The following is a 17,735-nucleotide window of genomic DNA, read 5'->3' as shown; positions in this document are numbered from 1 at the left end:
ACCTACTGTTTATGCAGGTAAAATCGAGCCTCACCAAAATACGCGGTTACAAATCGCGTCCGCGAAGGTGCCAATACCGTCCTCGCGGCTGCGCAGGTAAAGTGAACCATCTACTGGGGATACTTCCATTAGATAATAAGAGCCTTTACCGTCAGGAACGATGTCTATCCGCAAGAACAGCAGGTGCTGGTCGTGTCCCAGACGCTGTTTAACCATGCGATGAATCGCGGAACGTACCTTTTCCCCGAAAATCCATTCTTCCGAGTTGGGTTGGCGGTTTCCGGTTACTTCTTCTTGTGCTTGCACTTCCGTAATGTTGGGGTTAGTGAGCATAGCGGCTTTTTCTACCGAGTGCGACAAAACCCCGTTCAGATAGACCAGAGAGTATTCGCCGTGCTCATCTACCTGCGAAAGGTAGCGCTGCACCATCACTGAGCGTCCCTCTTGCAACAGGCGATAAGCATGGGTTACTGCTGCCATCCGGGCCATCCCGTTATTAGCGTCATAGCGTCCCATTTCGCGCCCGCCGGAGGAAACCGCTGGTTTCACCACGAACTCTCCGAAAGCCGGAAAACGAGTATGTACCTGGTGCTTATTCAAATTTTGTTCCGGTTCTAACCAGGTAGTGGGGATCACCGGAACCCCCTGTTTTTGCAGATTCAGCAAGTAATGTTTATCGGTTGCCCACTCGGTAACGTCAGCTGGGTTTAGCAGCCGAGGAACCTGGTGCGCCCACTTTACAAATTCTTCCCGGTGGCTAGCGTAATCACGTACGGTACGGATCACGCACACCCCCGCTTCTTCCCAATCCACGTGGGGATCATTCCAAACCGCAATCCGAGCATCGACGCCCCGAGAGTTCAGTTCGTCAACTAACCCGGCCTCGTCTTCAGATAGATTTGGATACTGCGCACAAGTTACTAAGGTCACGCGTTTCTTCGCCATATCTTCTACCCTAATTGTTCTACTCCTCGTTAGCCCATGAAATGAGCGGCAATCTTTCGAAATTATTTATCTCAAGCCCACCGGGCGCGCTAGTGCCAAGGAAATCAACTTCTCCATCAGCTGGGAATACCCAATACCCATGTGCTCCCACAGCTTGGGATACATAGAAAATGGGGTGAACCCCGGCATGGTGTTTATCTCGTTGATAACCACCGAATCCTTTTCGGGATCGACAAAAAAGTCTACCCGCGCTAACCCTTCACACCCCAGCGCCTCGAACGCCTTGGCGGCAATCTCGCGCACCTGGGTAGCCAAATGCTCGGGTATCTTCGCCGGGATTTCTAAACTGACGCTGTCTTCCCCGAAATACTTGGTTTTGTAGTCATAAAATACCACGTCATCGCGCATAGCGATTCGTCCCGGCTCGCTGGTATCAGGATGCCCATCGACTGCTTGTAACACGGCACACTCCACCTCGAAACCGGTTAGCTCTTGCTCCACAATCACCCGGGGATCCACCGCCTGCGCCTTGATGATGGCCGCTTCCATATCGTCTGCGGCGCTCACCTTGGTGATCCCCAACGATGAGCCAGCGCGGGCCGGTTTCACAAATACTGGCAGCCCCAGGCCTTCGAGACGTTCCATCACCCCGGAGCGGTCACGGTTCCATTGCCCCGCAGTTACGGTTTCCCATTTTCCGGCCGGCAGTCCGGCCTCATGCAAAAGTACCTTGGTGGTGGGTTTATCCATGGCAGCCGCCGATGCTAACACCCCGCACCCTACATACGGCAGGTGCATCATTTCTAGCAGTCCCTGCACAGTCCCATCTTCACCGAAAGGCCCGTGTAACAAGGGAAACACCACATCGAAACTGCCCAGGTCAGCAAGGGAGAACTCCGGTCCTAACTGGGTGGGCAGGCTCACCACGTGTCCATTGCCTGGAGCAAGGAATAATTGTCTATTTTCCGTGGGTACTTCCCCTACCCCCGCATCCGATAGCTGGAACTGGTCGGAATTAAAATCTACCGGGACCCACTGACCTTCCTGGGTGATTCCTACCGTCACTACCTGGTAGCGGTCGTGGTCAATAGCCTCGACTACTCCGGCAGCAGTCGCACAGGAGATCCCATGCTCCCCCGATTCCCCACCGAACAGCACTAACACTCGAGGTTTAGTCTGATTATTTTGCGTCACGGTTGATCCTCTCTACACCATTCGCGCGCTGGGTCCGTCGGTTACCCGCGGCCCGGCAGTCAAAGACACTAACGCTTCTTCTAAACTTTGCTTCCCACTAATCACCCGATAAGCAGCGGAGTTAATCGGCATCGACACCCCCATTTGGTGTGCCAAATCGCGCACTACCGGGCATGATCTCGCGCCCTCAACTGTTCCCGCCGAAGCCTCCAAGGCTTCGGTAGCGCTCATCCCCTGGCCCAGGCGGTATCCAAAGGAAAAGTTCCGAGAGGAGGACGAAGAACAGGTTGCTACCAGGTCACCGAGTCCGGCCAGCCCCAGGAAAGTATCTGACTTTGCGCCCATAGCCACCCCCAGCCGCACCATTTCCGCCAGTCCGCGGGTAATCAGGAAAGATCGAGAATTAACTCCCAGCCCTAAGCCTTCCGCGGCTCCCACTGCCATGGCGATAATGTTCTTGACTACCCCGCCGATTTCCACCCCCACGACGTCCTCTGCCACATAGGGGCGGAAATAGTGGGTGTGAATTCGGGAAGCTACCAGTCCTGCGCGCCAGGAATCTTCCCCGGCAACTGCCGCTCCCGTGGGTTCATGGCGGGCTATCTCCCCGGAAAGATTAGGTCCGGAAACCGCCACTATTCGGGAAGGATGAATCTGACCAGCCTGTGCAATTACTTCGGTCATGGTTTGTAAAGTACCTGCCTCTAGCCCCTTGACCAGGGAAATAACCGTGGCATTTAGAGGAAGAAAGTCGCGTACCTGTTCCAGTAACGTCCGCACTCCGTTGGAAGGTATCGAAACCACCACCAATCCGGCACCGTGGCAGACCCATTCCAAGTCGCTAGCGGCCTTCATCCCATGTAGCTGTATTCCCGGCACGTAGCGGGGATTCTCCCCCGCATTGATTTGTTCTGCCAGTTCTGCTCGCCGCGCCCAAATCCGCACGTCATTGCCGGCATCAGCCAAGATTTGCGCGAATACGGTTCCCCAAGCACCAGCACCTAGCACGGCTACTTTTCTAGCCGAGGTTACAGCCATTGCTACCTAGCCTTCCTGCTCTGAGTGGGGGCCTACAGCGTTGGAGGCAGCTTGCAAATAGGGATCTAGCTCTCCGAGCCCACGCGCAGTCACTAACTTCTGGGGGTGGTCTGCTCGCCAAGCTTTCGCCGCCACGCCTAGCTGTTTCTTGGTAGGCATCTGGACCGATTTACGATCTAGCGGCCGGTGCGGCATTTTCATCCCCCGGATCTGTTCCAGGCCTCGGCAAATTGCCTCTTCTATTCTTTGGGTAGCCTGATACCAAACTTCGGGATCATCAGCCTGATCGTACAGATCAGACAGGTCTACCGGAGGCAACGCCTTAACCCACACGTCCTTCTTACCTTTGAGCTTAGGGCGTCGTACGTAACGATCGAGGACATCCTGCGCCCCCCACTGCACCACTGGAACCAGCGGGACCCGGGCACGCAGCGCCATCCGCGCCGCCCCAGTTTTCATCCGCATCGGCCAAAAGTCGGGATCCCGGGTCAGGGTCCCCTCCCCATAAACGGTGATGCATTCACCTGCTTGCAGCCCCTTAATTGCAGCACCAAGTGCGTCCCGAGAATGACTAGATTCCCGATAAACCGGAATTTGCCCGCAAGCACGCAGAATCGAGCCCAGAATTGGCACTTCGAAGAGTTCTTCTTTGCAAAGGATCCGCACCGGATACCCGGCGCTGGTCATAAAGTGCATCATGGTCATGGAGTCGAACTCGGAAATATGGTTGACTACCGCCACGAACCCGCCTTCTTGCGGCAGGTTTTCTTCTCCTTCCCAATGCCGGCGGGTAACCGCCCCTACCGGAATGCGCGCCACGCGCACACAAAACTTATAGAAGCGAGAAAATTTGCCGGCCATGCTTACCCCTTATTTTTCCAGCTTTACTTGTGCGCCTAAGGATCCCAGTTTAGTCAGGAAATGCTCGTATCCACGGCTAATCATATCGATTCCCCGGACTGTAGATTTCCCTTCGGCAGCTAGCGCCGCAATCAAATGCGAAAACCCTCCCCGCAGGTCAGGGATAGTAATATCGGCGCCATGTAGCGGAGTCGGCCCCGAAATCGCCGCCGAATGGTAATAGTTTCGCTGCCCGAAACGGCAGGCCAATCCGGTCAAGCATTCCCGATACAACTGGATTTGTGCCCCCATCTGATTTAGGGCACGAGTAAACCCAAAACGCTGTTCATAGACGGTTTCATGCACAATCGATAGGCCGTGCGCCTGGGTGAGGGCCACTACCATGGGTTGCTGCCAATCGGTCATAAATCCGGGATGCACATTGGTTTCGAGCACAATCGGTTTTAGTTCCCCGCCTGGATGATAGAAACGAATCCCGTCTCGTTCCACCGAGAAAGCACCCCCTACTTTGCGGAACATGTTTAGGAAAGTAATCATTTCCGGTTGGGAGGCTCCCTCCACAAAAATATCGCCATGGGTGGCCAGCGCCGCAGATCCCCACGAGGCAGCTTCAATCCGATCTGAGAGGGCCGTGTGGGTGAATCCTTCCAGATTCTCTACCCCTTCAATCTGGATAGTGCGATCAGTATCTACGCTGATGATCGCCCCCATCTTTTGCAACACATTGATCAGATCCATGATTTCCGGTTCAATGGCCGCTCCCCGCAGCTCCGTGATGCCCTCGGCTTGTACTCCCGCCAGCAGGGTCTGTTCAGTCGCGCCTACTGAGGGGTAGGGCAGTTCGATAACTGCTCCCTTCAGCCCCTCCGGGGCGGCGATATGGATTCCGGATTCCAGTTTGTCGACCTGAGCACCGAACGAACGCAAAATGGAGAGGTGGAAATCGATCGGGCGATCACCAATCACACATCCCCCCAGGTCCGGGATGATGGCTTCGCCGAGGCGATGCAGTAGCGGACCACAAAATAGAATCGGGATCCGTGATGATCCCGCTAGAGTGTCAATACTGGCTACCTGGGCGGCCTCAACATTAGAGGGGTCGATAAACAGTTGTCCGCTAGCAGAATCGTAGTCGGTTTTCACTCCGTGCAGTTCCAGCAAACCGCACACGATATCCACGTCCCGAATCAAGGGCACATTTTTCAAAATAGAAGGGGTAGTGCCTAGCAGCGCCGCCACCATTGCCTTGGGGACAAAGTTCTTTGCCCCCCGCACCTTAATACGGCCTGTGAGCGGATGTCCGCCTTGCACTTCTAGAACCGGTTCCACCTGTTATTTCCCTTTCCGCTTTTCCCAGTATTTCTAGTCTACCCGCACCCGCAGGCACAAGCAGCCACCTGGCAGGAATTGCGCTTTTCGCGAGGAGACGGACGACAAAATGTCTGGTAGTGAAAAGAGTATACGAGGAAAGAATACTCAGTAAAGGAACGGTCAGCGCCATCAGGAAAGCGCTGGGTAACGACGCTGCCTCAAAAAGACTCTCAGCAGCGCGAGCGGCGCAAATCGAGAGGTAGGGGACCTACGACTGCTTTATCTCGGGAATTCCCAGGGGAACCTCGCGGGCGGAAACTACCTCAGCGGGCGGTAAATGTTTAGCCGGCAAGGTACGAGGCAAAAACTCGGGTCGGGATGCTTCAAAAGCGCTAATCGAGTCCTCATCCCGTAAGGTGAGGTCGATATCGTCCAGACCTTCCATCAGGCGCCAGCGGGTATAGCTGTCAATTTGGAACCTGCAAGTAAAAGACCCACAGGTGACGCTCTGTTTGTCTAGGTCAACGGTTATGGTCCTACCTGGTTCTTCCTCTAGCATTTTCCATAGCGTCTGGCAGTCTTCCAGGCTAATAACCCCGGCAACCATGCCATCTTTTTCGCAGTTACCCCGGAAAATATCGGCAAACTTGGGAGCTAAAACCACTTTGAAACCATAATCACGCAGCGCCCACACTGCGTGTTCCCGGCTGGATCCGGTACCAAAATCCGGGCCGGCCACCAAAATAGAGGCATTCTTAAAGGGAGCGAGATTTAGCACGAAATCTTTATCTTGCCGCCACGCAGCAAAAAGCCCGTCCTCAAACCCGGTTTTGGTCACCCGCTTTAAATAGACGGCCGGAATGATCTGATCCGTATCAACATTCGAGCGGCGCAGCGGAGCTGCAATACCAGTATGGGAAATAAACTTTTCCATTACTTAATCCTCTTTCCTGGTCGTTGCGGCCGATAAATCTTGGGGGCAAGCTAAATGCCCGGTCACCGCAGTGGCAGCCGCAATTGCCGGCGACACCAAGTGGGTACGAGAGTTCTTACCTTGCCTACCTTCAAAGTTACGGTTAGAGGTAGAGGCCGAGCGTTCCCTCTCCCCCAGTTTGTCTGGATTCATTCCTAGGCACATCGAACAACCCGCGTTGCGCCACTGCGCGCCGAAACTGGTGAAGATCTTATCGAGTCCTTCCGCCTCTGCCTGCAGCCGTACCCGCGCCGACCCAGGTACTACTAATACTCGCAGGTCTTTAGCTTTTTTACGTCCTTGCCAAACCTGCGCCACGGTACGCAGATCTTCGATGCGTCCGTTGGTGCACGAGCCAATGAAAACCGTATCCACTTTAATATCTCGCATCGGGGTGCCCGGGGTTAGCCCCATATAGTCTAGGGAGCGCCGCGCAGCATCTTGTTCACTGTCAGTGCGCAGCTGCTCGGGGTCGGGAACTTTTCCGCTGAGCGGTACCCCTTGGCCCGGGTTAGTTCCCCAAGTTACGAAGGGTTCGATACTTTCAGCGGGGATAGTAACTTCCCGGTCGAACTTGGCATCTGGATCAGTGCCCAAACTCTGCCAATAACGAGTGGCTGCTTCCCACTGCTCACCACTGGGGGCATGAGGACGTCCCTGTAAGTAATCGAAAGTCACCTGGTCAGGGGCGATCATCCCCGCACGTGCCCCCGCCTCAATCGACATATTACAGATAGTCATCCGGCCTTCCATCGAAAGACCACGGATAGCTTCTCCGCGATATTCAATTACGTAGCCTTGCCCGCCACCGGTGCCGATTTTGGCGATGATCGCCAAAATAATATCTTTGGCGTAAACTCCGGGGCGCAGCTGGCCGGGAATATTAACTGCCATAGTTTTAAAAGGTTTGAGTGGCAAAGTTTGAGTGGCGAGTACCTGTTCCACCTGGGAGGTGCCAATCCCGAACGCGAGGGCCCCAAAAGCTCCATGAGTAGAGGTGTGGGAGTCTCCGCAAACAATAGTCATCCCCGGCTGGGTCAGTCCTAACTGGGGGCCAACCACGTGTACGATGCCCTGATCCGCATCCCCTAGGGAATGCAGGCGAATCCCGAATTCTTTAGCATTTTCGCGCAAAGTACGAATCTGGGTAGCGGAGGTCTGATCTTTGATCGGCAGATCAATATCCACCGTCGGAGTGTTGTGATCCTCGGTGGCGATGGTCAGGTCGGGCCGGCGCACTTTTCGCCCCGCCATCCGCAGTCCGGCGAATGCTTGCGGACTGGTTACCTCGTGGCATAAATGCAGGTCGATATAGAGCAGGTCGGGCGCCCCATTTTCGCCGTTTTTAACCACGTGAGCAGCCCAAACTTTTTCTGCTAAGGTCTTAGCCATGCCCGCCTCCCAATCTTCTTTCTGTAAAACTGATTTGCCTTTTCGAAAGTGTAGTTGGAATTCCAAGCTGTAAGATGGCAATATCAATACATGGACAATAAAAGTGAAGGAAGTGGGGTCGGGGTTCTCGACAAGGCCACTCTCGTCCTAAGTGCGCTAGAGACGGGGCCAGGTACTCTGGCTCAGCTAGTCAATAGCACCGGTCTAGCGCGTCCGACTGCGCACCGCCTGGCGGTCGCCTTGGAGTATCACCGTTTGGTGGCCCGGGATGTGCATGGCCGCTTTATTCTAGGTCCGCGAATTGGGGAACTGGCTTCGGCTGCCGGGGAAGACCGTCTACTGGCTTCGGCCCGCCCGATTTTGAAAGCTCTTTGCGATCACACTCAAGAATCCACTCAAATGTATCGCCGCCAGGGCGATCAGCGAATAGTGGTCGCTAGCTGCGAGTCTCCTTTGGGGCTACGGGATTCTACTCCTACCGGTTCAGCCCTGTCCATGAAGGCCGGTTCGGCCGCACAGATTTTACTCGCTTGGGAGGAACCGGATCGTTTGCATCGCGGTCTGCAGGGGGCTTCTTTTACCGCCACTCAGCTTTCAGTAGTCCGTCGCCGGGGCTGGGCGCAATCAATAGGCGAACGGGAACCGGGGCTGGCCTCGGTGTCTGCGCCGGTGCGGTTAGCTTCCGGCAAAGTGGTGGCGGCTTTGAGCGTTTCCGGTCCGATTGACCGCATGGGACGCCAGCCGGGCAGGATTCACGGGCCGGCAGTAGTAGCTGCCGCTACTAGGCTCTCGGATTTCATGCGCCGCGCAGAGGGAATCATCGCGGCAAAGAAAAAGGCGGCCGGTAAAGCTTAATTTTTCCGGCGAAGCTCTATTGCCTGCCGGTATGCCGTTAAGGTCGCCTCTAGACAGCGCTCCCAGGAAACTGGGCTCGGCTGTAATTTACAGTTTTCCCGTAAGCGCTCCAGTGTCCCATCGATGAGGGCAGCGGCGGTTTTTTCTGCTAATTCCTGGTCACTGGCAGCGGTCAGCCCCGTTACGCCCTCGGTTATAAAGTCGGTTATGGGGCTTTGCGACCGGACGATTACTGGTATTCCGCTAGCTCGCGCTTCCGCGGCCGCAATTCCGAAGCTTTCATGCAGGCACAAGGTAATGAAAAAGTCCGCTTGCCGGTAGGCGGCTAGCAGGCCAGACGGATCTTTTCTACCCGGCAATATTACTTGCCCATCTTTAACTTGCCGCTGACCACGCAGCACCGGTCGCAGCGTCCCCTCCCCAAAGATCTGTAGCTGTAAGTTTCCTTGGCTACCGAGAAGCTGGTTTACGGTGTCCGCAAATTTGATGAGGGCGAGCGGACGTTTGCGGGGCATCAGGCGGATCGCGCTGACGGCTTTAAAGTTTTTGGTGGTGGTGCGCGGTTTTATGGAACTCAAGGCTGGTTCGTGCCTGCCGAGATAACCCTGATCGCTACGGGAGCCGTGATCATTTGGGTCTGGGGACCAAAAATCGCTATCTACGCCATTGGGGACGATCGGCCAAGAACGGCGGTTTTTCGCTGCTAGTAACTGGTTGATTTGGGAGTTCATTAGGGAGGAAACGCCGGTAAACAGGATTCCCGCCTCTACCCAGCGGTCAAAAAATCCACTGGCGCGCAGCAGCGGCACCCAAGTCGCTAGCTCACAATGGAAGGTAACTAAAGTGGGAATCTGGTTAGCTGCTGCCACCTGTAAGGCGAGGTGGGCAAAGGGTGATAGTACCCCCACGTGTACGTGCAGCAGATCGAAGCGCGGAAAAATAGCTCTAAACAGGGGGCCCGCAAAGGGGTTCATCGGAGTAAACCCGATTGTGGGCATCCCTAAGCGATGTACCGGAATTTGCTCTTCGATGCGGCGTCCTACAAAGGAGCCGTCGCGGGTAGCGGTTATAACTTCTGGAGAATGCCCCGCGTCCTTTAGACGTTGCGCCAAGTTGCTAGTCTGAGTTTCTATTCCCCCCATATGTGGGGGGTAGCAGTCTGTAACTATCCCGATACGCATGCCAGTCATTCTATCTTTCGCGCCTAGTAACATCTAAACCTGTTAACCGGTGCCTTTAACTCGCAGTGGCAGCCTAAAAGCGCGCTCTACTAGCTATTTTCTCATGCTAATCAGGGCTTCTTGTGCCTTCCCTTACCCTTGTGCCTTCCTCTCCCCTTGCGTCTTGGTTTGACAGGTGCTTTCTTTTCTTCCGGGTCTGGATTCTGGGCAATTACAGCCTTATTGCGTTTATAAACCCGCACGTTCCACCACATCCAGATGGCAATCAATAATAGGGTCCCGGCAATCACCAGACTCCACCATGGAAAACGCGGCAAGTCCGAAGGCCCCCCAGCCTGATCTGCATAGTTCTTTGGAGTGGGATAGATCCTCTCCCCGGTAACGATAATGCGTTGGGTGTTGATTCCCAAGGGAGTACAAGTAATCAGAGTAAGTAAGTCCCGGTTCGGATCAGCCTTAATGGCCTGGGTGTCTTCCGGATCGATAACTCGGGTTTCAAAGACTCGGTAAGCATATACGTCACCGAATATCTCCAAGACCACGTCATCGCCCTTTTTCACCTGATCCAAGTCAGTAAACATTTTCGCTGATGCTAGACCCCGGTGGGCAGTGATAACCGCGCGGGTTCCTTTACCTCCCACGGGCAACGAGGTTCCCTGCAGGTGTCCCGCCCCTTTAAGCAGCACTTCGTCAGAGGAAGTGTGATAGATCGGCAGGTCAATATCGGCGCTCTTGACTTTTATCCTGCCCATCATCCCGTCCGGGGTCATCCGCAAAATATCTTGATAGTCCCAGATTTCCTCACCTGCAGCCCGCATATAACCAGTGCCCAGCGCTTTACGTTCGTGGGCTTTTACCAATGCCCCCGCCGCCAGCGCCTGATTGTAGCGCCGCGCCGCCTTCAACTGTTCCTCTTTTTTCGGATTAGCCTCGGGTATCTTGCTGTAGCTTTGCGCTATAACCTGGTTTTGCGCTAGCTGCATCCGCCAACTAGCGATTGACGGGTACAGCAGAGTCATCACGCCCGCAAAGACCATGAGCGAAACGAAGATTGCATTGACGAGTTGTTTTTTCATAATTTCTTATATCGAGGGAGCACCGGTTGATAGCCAGAGCAGCACCAGGGAGTGCACCACCGGAAACAATATCTGGAAAAACTAGTGGCACTTAAGAGAAGTGACACCCAAAAGGCAGCGCGAACATCGCGGCTCTCCCGCCATGTTCGCGCTGCCTACTTGGTTAAACACCTATTGGGTTATTCGCAGTGAATAAACGATCGCGATAGCCCTATTGTTTACGGGCGTTGCGAATACCAAATCCAATCCCGAGAGCGATTACCGCTGCGCCGAGCAGACCCAGCAATACTCGTCCGGCTGCACCGGTTAAGGGCAGGCTCGGAATTATGGAATCATCTTTGGTGTTGGTAAAGGCGTTATTTGCCAATCCGCCAGCTGTGGCGGTAGTACCGGCAGTGATAGTCACCTTCGTAGCCTCAGCCTTTACATACCCCGCCGGAGCCTCGGTTTCTACCAAGCAGTAATCCGCTTTCATCGCTCCTTGCGCAGTGGCATCTTGGCCGGGAGTGTCCAGCTTGACGAATACATTGTTAAATACCACTTTACCGGTGCTCTTTTCCGAAGTTGCCTCGGCTCCAGTGAGCTTGTCGCCAGGTGTTGCACAGGTACCGTCCCCACCCAGCTTATGCAATTCGAACTTGGCTCCCCCCAAGGCGAGGTTAGCAGTCTTGGCATCAACTTTGTTGAACTCCAAGTCGCCTACATATGGGGTCTTTTCCGGGTTAACCGGGGTAACACCGGGGCCCGGAGGAGGCACGTCGCCCCCCGGTTCAGTAGAATCGATAGGCGTAAATGCCTGTTCAACTGCACTCTTACCTGCGGGAATATCTCCCAAGGTGGTGTTAACGGTGAACACTACTTTACCGCCGGCTTTCAGCTTGGGGAGATCAGTTGCCGCCACCAGACACTTATATAGCTTGTGGTCATAACCAGCCGCCGCCCAGGTGTCGGTAGTTGCTTCACAGGACACCGTGATATTTTCTTCTGCGCCAGCAGCAGAAATAAATTTAGCTCCGGTAACGTTCTTGAAAGTTAGATAGTCGGCTACCGCATCCCAGGTACCAAAGGCGGTTCTGGTTTTACCTGCCGCCAAGGGGTTAACCGGTAGGTCAAAGCTCCAGGGAATATCGTCGCCCTTCATATAGGTGGCGCCTGCTACCTCTTTAATGGTCTTGCTGGCGGTGCCGCTCTCAATATTGTTCTTCGGGTAGACGTGCACATCGTAAAGCCACCCGGCATCCTTGTTGTTATAGGGCACTGTCACAATAAACGATGCCGCTTTGCCATCGGCCTTTACCGCAGGTACTGCACCGGTAATATCAGTTTCCTCTACCAGATATGCACCCACCGCCAAGTTAGTAAACTTGGCAGAGCCGTCGTCTCCCGTTGTCATCTCAGAGTTGAAGGTATCTTTTTGCGCATCGGTCACTGCGGCAGCATTGGCAGGAAGAGCCTGCCACCCAGCCACCGTAGTTAGATCCATCTTCAGCTTAGTGACCTTAAACTTAACGCCTTTAATAGGGGTTGCACTGGCAAACTTACTGGTGTCTGTCCCGTCCGCTTTCGCGTTGCTAGCAATACCGGGGTTTGCATACTTATGTACAGTTAAGGTTCCGGTTTTGCCGGCAGGGATATCTCCCGGTGCTGGCTCAGCGGCAAAGGCTGGCGCAACCGCCAAACCTAGCACGCTAACGGCAGCAGCCGCCGAAACCGCAATCAGTTTCTTTAGTTTCATGGTTCAATCCTTTATTTTTTAGATCTAAAAATAGACTTCGATTCTTCTTATTTGCCTTCCCGCAGCCGTCATACCGACTAGCTCCTTCCATTCCAGCCGGTAATGCGGCCGGTAAGGGCTGGGAAACGGCACGCTGTTTTTATGACCGCACCACCCCATTCCTCTTAACTAGCCGCGCGGCAGCTGAATCTGCTCCGCGGCCTACCTCAGGGTACATATTGAAGTTCCTAATACCTGCTACTAACCCGACCACGCAGCTTAATGCCCCCAGCAGCCAAAAGATAAACGCCCCCAGTCCCCCGGTTAGCGGAAGGGTAGGCACAGGCACTCCGTTCCAGACATTTACGAAAGTATCTCCGGGCTCGGTTCCGCCCCCTGCACCCGGCGAGGACGCCTTCGTGATCGTTACGGTCGGATTTCCGGTAACCAGCCCGTTTTCATCCTCTGTAACCGTAACTTTCACTTGCCGAGCCAAAGTGTCATCGCTGACGAAACCCTTATTGCTAGCAAGCTCACTCAGGGTGAAACAGTAGGTTCCCGCTTTCGAAAACTGCATCTTCGGGAACTCAAACTCTCCGATATTATCTGTCTGATCCCCGTAGGTAAGAGTCTTTATCCAGGTGCCAGTTGTCGCCGCCAAAGTAGGATCGGTTATCTGGGTATAGGGACTATCTGCTCCCGGGGTCAGATTAAAGTAGTTTTCCGGATCGAATCCATCCCCACTCCCAGCGCATCCCGCGCTGGTGGTATCCTGTGCCAGCTGGAAACGGAAGGGAATATCTTGCTGGTCTAAAGCTTTCGGACTGAGCAGCTTACCAGTTTTACTCCCCTCACGTAGTTCTTTTTTCCCCTTCACAATGGCTGACACGTAGCTAACTTTGGCAATAGCCAGCGGAATCGCATCAGTCCATTGCACCGTCTCTGTCCCGTAAAGCTGATTGCCCTGCGCATCAGTTTGAGGCACACTCATACATTTTTGAACCCCGGATTCATCGGTTTTGCAATCAGTTTTATAGAGAGGGGCGCCGTCCCGCTCCAGTTCATAGGTAACCCAAACATTGGGGCCTTTAGTTTCGTTGATATCCGCAGTTGCGGGGTCATCGGTCGCCTGTGGTGCCTTTTGATGGGCCTCTACTACCTGGGTGGGAACGCCCGTGATCTTGCTGCCCGTTACCGTCAAACCCGCTTGGGTTAGTTCCGGGCTAAGCTCTATGGACTTAATCTCTTTGAGCCGCCATTTCTGTGCTGGTTCTGCATTTGGATCGCTCGCGTGCATTGCGCCAGCAAACCCGTGAGGTAGCGCCTTGCCTTTCACATTGGCAAAATCAATGTTAAAAGCCCTTCCAACTTGCGCGTGGTATTCGGTACCTTTCTCGGTTTTAATAACTGGCAAGGAGGAATCCGTAACCGTGATATCCAGGAAGTATTTCATCGGTATGTCGTAAGTCGTGCGCCCTTGGGTAACTTTTCGTACCGCGGAAATCTCTTGCCTGAAAACACCCGTCTCTTCTGGTGCTCCAGAAATTACCCCACAGTTGTCCACCTTTAATCCCTTCGGTAGGGTACCGGTGCGCTTGAGGTCATAAAGTTGGGTAGCTACATTCGCGCATCCTGCCGGCCCCATCTTCTTGGGATAGATACTTACCGTGGTTTGGCCGTCTGGATATTGTCCAGACGGGTAATTTTTTGCAATATCATCCTGAGGGGCACTGGGATAGACATCATGCAAGGTCATCCGGGGCATATATACTGGCACAGCGGTAAAAGAGTCAGACCCGATTGGGTCGTTACTCTTTGCTCCCAGAGCATTAACCGTATATAGATGCGCATAGTACCTGGTTGGTTGCGCGAGATCCTTGGGCACGTCCAGATCACAGGAAGGCAGCGTTCCATTAGCTAAGGGGCGCAAGCCTTTACAATTCTTCACATTGTTTCCCTGCTCGTCATACCACTCGATTTGGAAAGTGCCTTCCTGGAATCCGACGCTGGGCACCCCCGTGGCCCGGGTATGCGCGGTGTCAGTGGTTACCGCCAGGTGCTCATTATCGTCCCAGGGGGTAACATCAAAGTAGAGCTCCGCCGGAAAGAGCGCGAAGTCTACCCGCTTGGTGCTGTCACCTTCGCGATCCCAATCGATTCCGACCCAGCCAGCACCATTAGTTGTACTGTCGCCACCTCCATTTTGGTAGGGAACAGGTATTTTAATGGGACGTGACAGGGGATCTATCGCCCCGTACCAGTTGGCGTGGAATGGTGAAGCCGCCGAAACTCCCGGCATTGTCTCGGTGGAAACAAATAACCAGTCACCATTAACGTGTTTTGATGCCGCCACTATATTAGATTGCGGCCAGATACCAATCGGATCCCCTTCTCTGCTGCCGGCGACCCGACGCCAATACTTATACTGCCCGTTTTCTTTTTTACAGGAAAACTGTACTTCCGCAGCCAATCCACAAGCATCCCAGGTGTTGCCATAGGTGCCCGCAAACTGTAACCTAGCCCAGGTTCCGGGGGTTCCAGAATCTGTTGCATTCGGGGGAGGACCGTTTTCGGCAGGTTTGGTGTAGGCGGAAACGGTCTCGGCAATCCACTTCTTTTGTGCGGCTATAAATGCCCGATTTTTACAGGTTTCCGCATCAATACTGGTTTCATCTTGGTGCCGGTATGCCTGGCACGCCGCAACATCCTTACCTTGATCTACTTGTGCTAAGTAGGTCTGGGTCTCTTTCGCTATTTTCTTCTTAATCCAGTTTTGTAGTTTGGCTTCCCACGCGTTATTCCATCCCGCGCTATCCTGCCGAATCTTCGCGTTCCAGCCAATGTCCCGCGCGGCACTCCCGTTATAAATCTGATCCACGGCATAGTCAGACAGGTAGGAGGCGTACACCTTAGTCCCTTTTGCCCCTATGTCACCGGGATCTCCTAGCGCAGTCATTGGCCCCCAGGTTGCCGATCCTTTGGACTTATTTAGGTTCCACCCCACGCGCGAGTTAACATATCCGCCCTGTTTGTCATCGTATTTCTGGTTTTCCTCATAGGTGGTGTCTACGATATTTCCGTGTATATCGGTGACATGCATAGCCTGATTCTTGATGCGATCCCCATAGGCAATCTTGGTGTTGTACAGGTGATCCGCGGCAACGTCGTTGGTAGTCCAAGTCGTATCATTGACGTTGCCGCCGACGTTAGAGGGGAAATAGTTTCCGAAACCGGGGGTGTATAGCGTGCTGAAAGTGTCCGGGTCTGGGTTCGTGGCCCAGACTTTCCAGCGTTCGCACCCCGCTGAAACGGTGGGATCGGCATCGAATGTTACTAAACCGCGAGGGGTAATCTCATCGCCCATCTGAATCTCATAGTGACCGCGATAATCGGTGACGGCAGTGTAAGTGTTGGAAACGTACCCTTTAAGTGGACCACAGGTTTTCATGTAACGGGCATAGACCCGCACCCCCACCATCGGCATGGGGGTAGGTTTTTCATATCCCGCATAGGCAGTCCCGGCATCATTTAACAGCCAATCGATCCTGCCTACTTCTGAAGATCCCCACCGTTGATACAAGACGTTGCCCCCGATTTTCTTTTGGGTTCCGGGCAATACTGTGGGCGGTTTTCCCGTCACCGAGGGATCGGGAGGCCCCGGGGTAAATGTTAATACTTTTGGCGGATTCGTTGCGCCCACAATCGATTGATAGGGCTTGCTTAGGTCGAGCTGACCTTCCCCACTTACCGGATCCGTCGAGCCTAAATAGGGGGCAGCCCCCGCCTTAGATAGCTGCCCGCCCTCAGTTTGCACGCCGACTACTAATGCCCCAGCAATCAAGGTGTAAGCAACAAATGCCCCCAGCATACGTACCCGGGTCTTTGCGGTTTTGAAAGGATGAAAGCAGCGCCGAAAAGATATCCGGGTCCTTAAGCTTTTTTTCGCAAGGGTAGGTCCCTCATCAACCGCGAAAAAGTCGTCGTTGATCAGCTCCGCAGATGATTCCTCACGACGACACTTGAATAGCATTTGCGTACCTACTCCAATAACCTAAATAGCCGAAAGTCACGCACCTACCATCCGAGAATAGAAATGCACACTCAAGATAAGGGGAACGCTCCTTCCTCGCCTTTAGTATGCAATAAAAATCTGATCTACATTAAGAGTTAAAAATTAAAAATGTTCAAAAGACCGCTAGAAATACAGCTTTTCCAGCGAAAATACGCACATTTTCCCATCGTATGCATTGTCTCACAATTAGGCTTGTCTTAAAGAAATAGTTCCTAACCAGATAGATCCGGTACCCCGGGGATTAAATAATCACTCTGTTCGTTACGAATTAATCAAGGATCTTTTGCTTTTGGATTCCTGCCTGGAGCTTGTACATATTTTTGAAACACGGGGCAAAACAGCAGTAGTGATCATGTTCGGCTGCCTGTATAAAGCAAGACAGGTTAGGGGAAACTATCTTGATTGTCCTATTCTGCCGTCTGTATATAGTAAGGCAGGGTATAAAAACTGTTGTCAGTTTTTATACCCTGCCTTTTTAAAATGGTTGTGGTGGTGTCTTACTCTCCCGCGCTCGTTGGGGCGTAGTACCATCAGCGTTGCCTAGCTTAGCTTCCAGGTTCGGGATGGGACTGGGCGTGTCCTAGGCGCTATGACCACCACAAGACTTAATGTTCCACACCCTTATCGTGTTAGATCCTGCCTGTATAAGCTAGGCATTCTTGTTTGGGTGTGTCCCCTGTCTTGTATAGGGGGGTTCGGAGAGTGAGTGTGAGCGTCTTCGTGACGACCTTTTTGTGTGGATGCTTGAACACTAGCGTGTTTTATTGTGTGTGTTTTGTTTTTTAATGGTTCTTTAGTACCAGTCAGCTTTGCGTTTTACAACGTGTACACTTCTGGCCTATCAACCCAGTAGTCTACTGGGAACCAAAAAGACCTAATCTTAAAGCAGGCTTCCCGCTTAGATGCTTTCAGCGGTTATCCTTTCCGAACATAGCCAACCAGCCATGCACCTGGCGGTACAACTGGCACACCAGAGGTTCGTCCATCCCGGTCCTCTCGTACTAGGGACAGGACTTTCTCAAGTCTTAACGCGCGCAGCGGATAGCGACCGAACTGTCTCACGACGTTCTGAACCCAGCTCGCGTACCGCTTTAATGGGCGAACAGCCCAACCCTTGGGACCA

General features: G+C 53.5%; 12 protein-coding genes and 2 rRNA genes. 1 reads left to right on the top strand and 13 read right to left on the bottom strand.

Going from position 1 to position 17,735, the window contains the following annotated elements; all coding sequences use genetic code 11:
• Window positions 1-30: 30 nt before the first annotated feature.
• The 7 genes from AC1EKS_RS08740 to leuC all read right to left on the bottom strand — a co-directional run bounded on the left by AC1EKS_RS08740 (window position 31) and on the right by leuC (window position 7,714).
• On the bottom strand, window positions 31-945 hold the full coding sequence (locus AC1EKS_RS08740) for an ATP-grasp domain-containing protein (protein WP_481009637.1): 915 nt from the start codon (window positions 943-945) through the stop codon (window positions 31-33).
• Window positions 946-1,011: 66 nt separating this feature from the next.
• The gene (locus tag AC1EKS_RS08735) at window positions 1,012-2,139 is read right to left on the bottom strand and encodes a D-alanine--D-alanine ligase family protein (protein ID WP_481009636.1); all 1,128 of its coding nucleotides are present in this window, start codon (window positions 2,137-2,139) and stop codon (window positions 1,012-1,014) included.
• A gap of 12 nt (window positions 2,140-2,151) precedes the next feature.
• Window positions 2,152-3,177, bottom strand: coding sequence for an NAD(P)H-dependent glycerol-3-phosphate dehydrogenase (locus AC1EKS_RS08730; RefSeq protein ID WP_481009635.1), 1,026 nt, complete (start codon window positions 3,175-3,177; stop codon window positions 2,152-2,154).
• 6 nt (window positions 3,178-3,183) lie between these two features.
• Entirely contained in the window at window positions 3,184-4,038 is an 855-nt protein-coding gene (locus tag AC1EKS_RS08725) for a lysophospholipid acyltransferase family protein (protein WP_481009634.1), read from the bottom strand.
• A gap of 9 nt (window positions 4,039-4,047) precedes the next feature.
• Window positions 4,048-5,367, bottom strand: coding sequence for a UDP-N-acetylglucosamine 1-carboxyvinyltransferase (gene murA / locus AC1EKS_RS08720; RefSeq protein ID WP_481009633.1), 1,320 nt, complete (start codon window positions 5,365-5,367; stop codon window positions 4,048-4,050).
• A gap of 250 nt (window positions 5,368-5,617) precedes the next feature.
• Window positions 5,618-6,283, bottom strand: coding sequence for a 3-isopropylmalate dehydratase small subunit (gene leuD / locus AC1EKS_RS08715; protein WP_481009632.1), 666 nt, complete (start codon window positions 6,281-6,283; stop codon window positions 5,618-5,620).
• A 3-nt stretch (window positions 6,284-6,286) separates the two neighbouring features.
• On the bottom strand, window positions 6,287-7,714 hold the full coding sequence (gene leuC / locus AC1EKS_RS08710) for a 3-isopropylmalate dehydratase large subunit (RefSeq protein ID WP_481009631.1): 1,428 nt from the start codon (window positions 7,712-7,714) through the stop codon (window positions 6,287-6,289).
• Between the two features lie 90 nt (window positions 7,715-7,804).
• On the opposite strand from leuC, the gene AC1EKS_RS08705 reads away from it, so the two are divergent.
• Window positions 7,805-8,569 carry an IclR family transcriptional regulator gene (locus AC1EKS_RS08705; RefSeq protein WP_481009630.1) on the top strand — a complete coding sequence of 255 codons (765 nt, stop codon included), beginning with the start codon at window positions 7,805-7,807 and terminating at the stop codon, window positions 8,567-8,569.
• On the opposite strand, the gene AC1EKS_RS08700 is transcribed toward AC1EKS_RS08705, so the two are convergent.
• The 6 genes from AC1EKS_RS08700 to AC1EKS_RS08675 all read right to left on the bottom strand — a co-directional run.
• Window positions 8,566-9,759: a glycosyltransferase family 4 protein gene (locus tag AC1EKS_RS08700; RefSeq protein WP_481009629.1), complete on the bottom strand. Its 1,194-nt coding sequence runs from the start codon at window positions 9,757-9,759 to the stop codon at window positions 8,566-8,568. The genes AC1EKS_RS08705 and AC1EKS_RS08700 overlap by 4 nt on opposite strands.
• Before the next feature lie 101 nt (window positions 9,760-9,860).
• The gene (locus tag AC1EKS_RS08695) at window positions 9,861-10,826 is read right to left on the bottom strand and encodes a class C sortase (protein WP_481009628.1); all 966 of its coding nucleotides are present in this window, start codon (window positions 10,824-10,826) and stop codon (window positions 9,861-9,863) included.
• 211 nt (window positions 10,827-11,037) lie between these two features.
• The gene (locus AC1EKS_RS08690) at window positions 11,038-12,561 is read right to left on the bottom strand and encodes a SpaH/EbpB family LPXTG-anchored major pilin (RefSeq protein WP_481009627.1); all 1,524 of its coding nucleotides are present in this window, start codon (window positions 12,559-12,561) and stop codon (window positions 11,038-11,040) included.
• A gap of 139 nt (window positions 12,562-12,700) precedes the next feature.
• Window positions 12,701-16,570, bottom strand: coding sequence for a Spy0128 family protein (locus AC1EKS_RS08685; RefSeq protein ID WP_481009626.1), 3,870 nt, complete (start codon window positions 16,568-16,570; stop codon window positions 12,701-12,703).
• Window positions 16,571-17,096: 526 nt separating this feature from the next.
• Window positions 17,097-17,213: ribosomal RNA gene (rrf, locus tag AC1EKS_RS08680) — 5S ribosomal RNA — on the bottom strand.
• A gap of 173 nt (window positions 17,214-17,386) precedes the next feature.
• A 23S ribosomal RNA gene (locus AC1EKS_RS08675) occupies window positions 17,387-17,735 on the bottom strand; the annotation flags it as partial.

It is taken from the genome of Varibaculum sp. C0165D1 (genome assembly GCF_056590355.1).
This window is presented reverse-complemented; position numbering and strand designations above follow the sequence as displayed.

Excerpts from the sequence above, each read along its gene's own strand:
- AC1EKS_RS08695 (WP_481009628.1), bottom strand. The coding sequence starts at position 10,826 with ATGAAAAAACAACTCGTCAATGCAATCTTCGTTTCGCTCATGGTCTTT.
- AC1EKS_RS08725 (WP_481009634.1), bottom strand. The coding sequence starts at position 4,038 with ATGGCCGGCAAATTTTCTCGCTTCTATAAGTTTTGTGTGCGCGTGGCG.
- leuC (WP_481009631.1), bottom strand. The coding sequence starts at position 7,714 with ATGGCTAAGACCTTAGCAGAAAAAGTTTGGGCTGCTCACGTGGTTAAA.
- AC1EKS_RS08685 (WP_481009626.1), bottom strand. The coding sequence starts at position 16,570 with ATGCTATTCAAGTGTCGTCGTGAGGAATCATCTGCGGAGCTGATCAAC.
- AC1EKS_RS08700 (WP_481009629.1), bottom strand. The coding sequence starts at position 9,759 with ATGACTGGCATGCGTATCGGGATAGTTACAGACTGCTACCCCCCACAT.
- AC1EKS_RS08730 (WP_481009635.1), bottom strand. The coding sequence starts at position 3,177 with ATGGCTGTAACCTCGGCTAGAAAAGTAGCCGTGCTAGGTGCTGGTGCT.
- AC1EKS_RS08740 (WP_481009637.1), bottom strand. The coding sequence starts at position 945 with ATGGCGAAGAAACGCGTGACCTTAGTAACTTGTGCGCAGTATCCAAAT.
- AC1EKS_RS08705 (WP_481009630.1), top strand. The coding sequence starts at position 7,805 with ATGGACAATAAAAGTGAAGGAAGTGGGGTCGGGGTTCTCGACAAGGCC.
- leuD (WP_481009632.1), bottom strand. The coding sequence starts at position 6,283 with ATGGAAAAGTTTATTTCCCATACTGGTATTGCAGCTCCGCTGCGCCGC.
- AC1EKS_RS08690 (WP_481009627.1), bottom strand. The coding sequence starts at position 12,561 with ATGAAACTAAAGAAACTGATTGCGGTTTCGGCGGCTGCTGCCGTTAGC.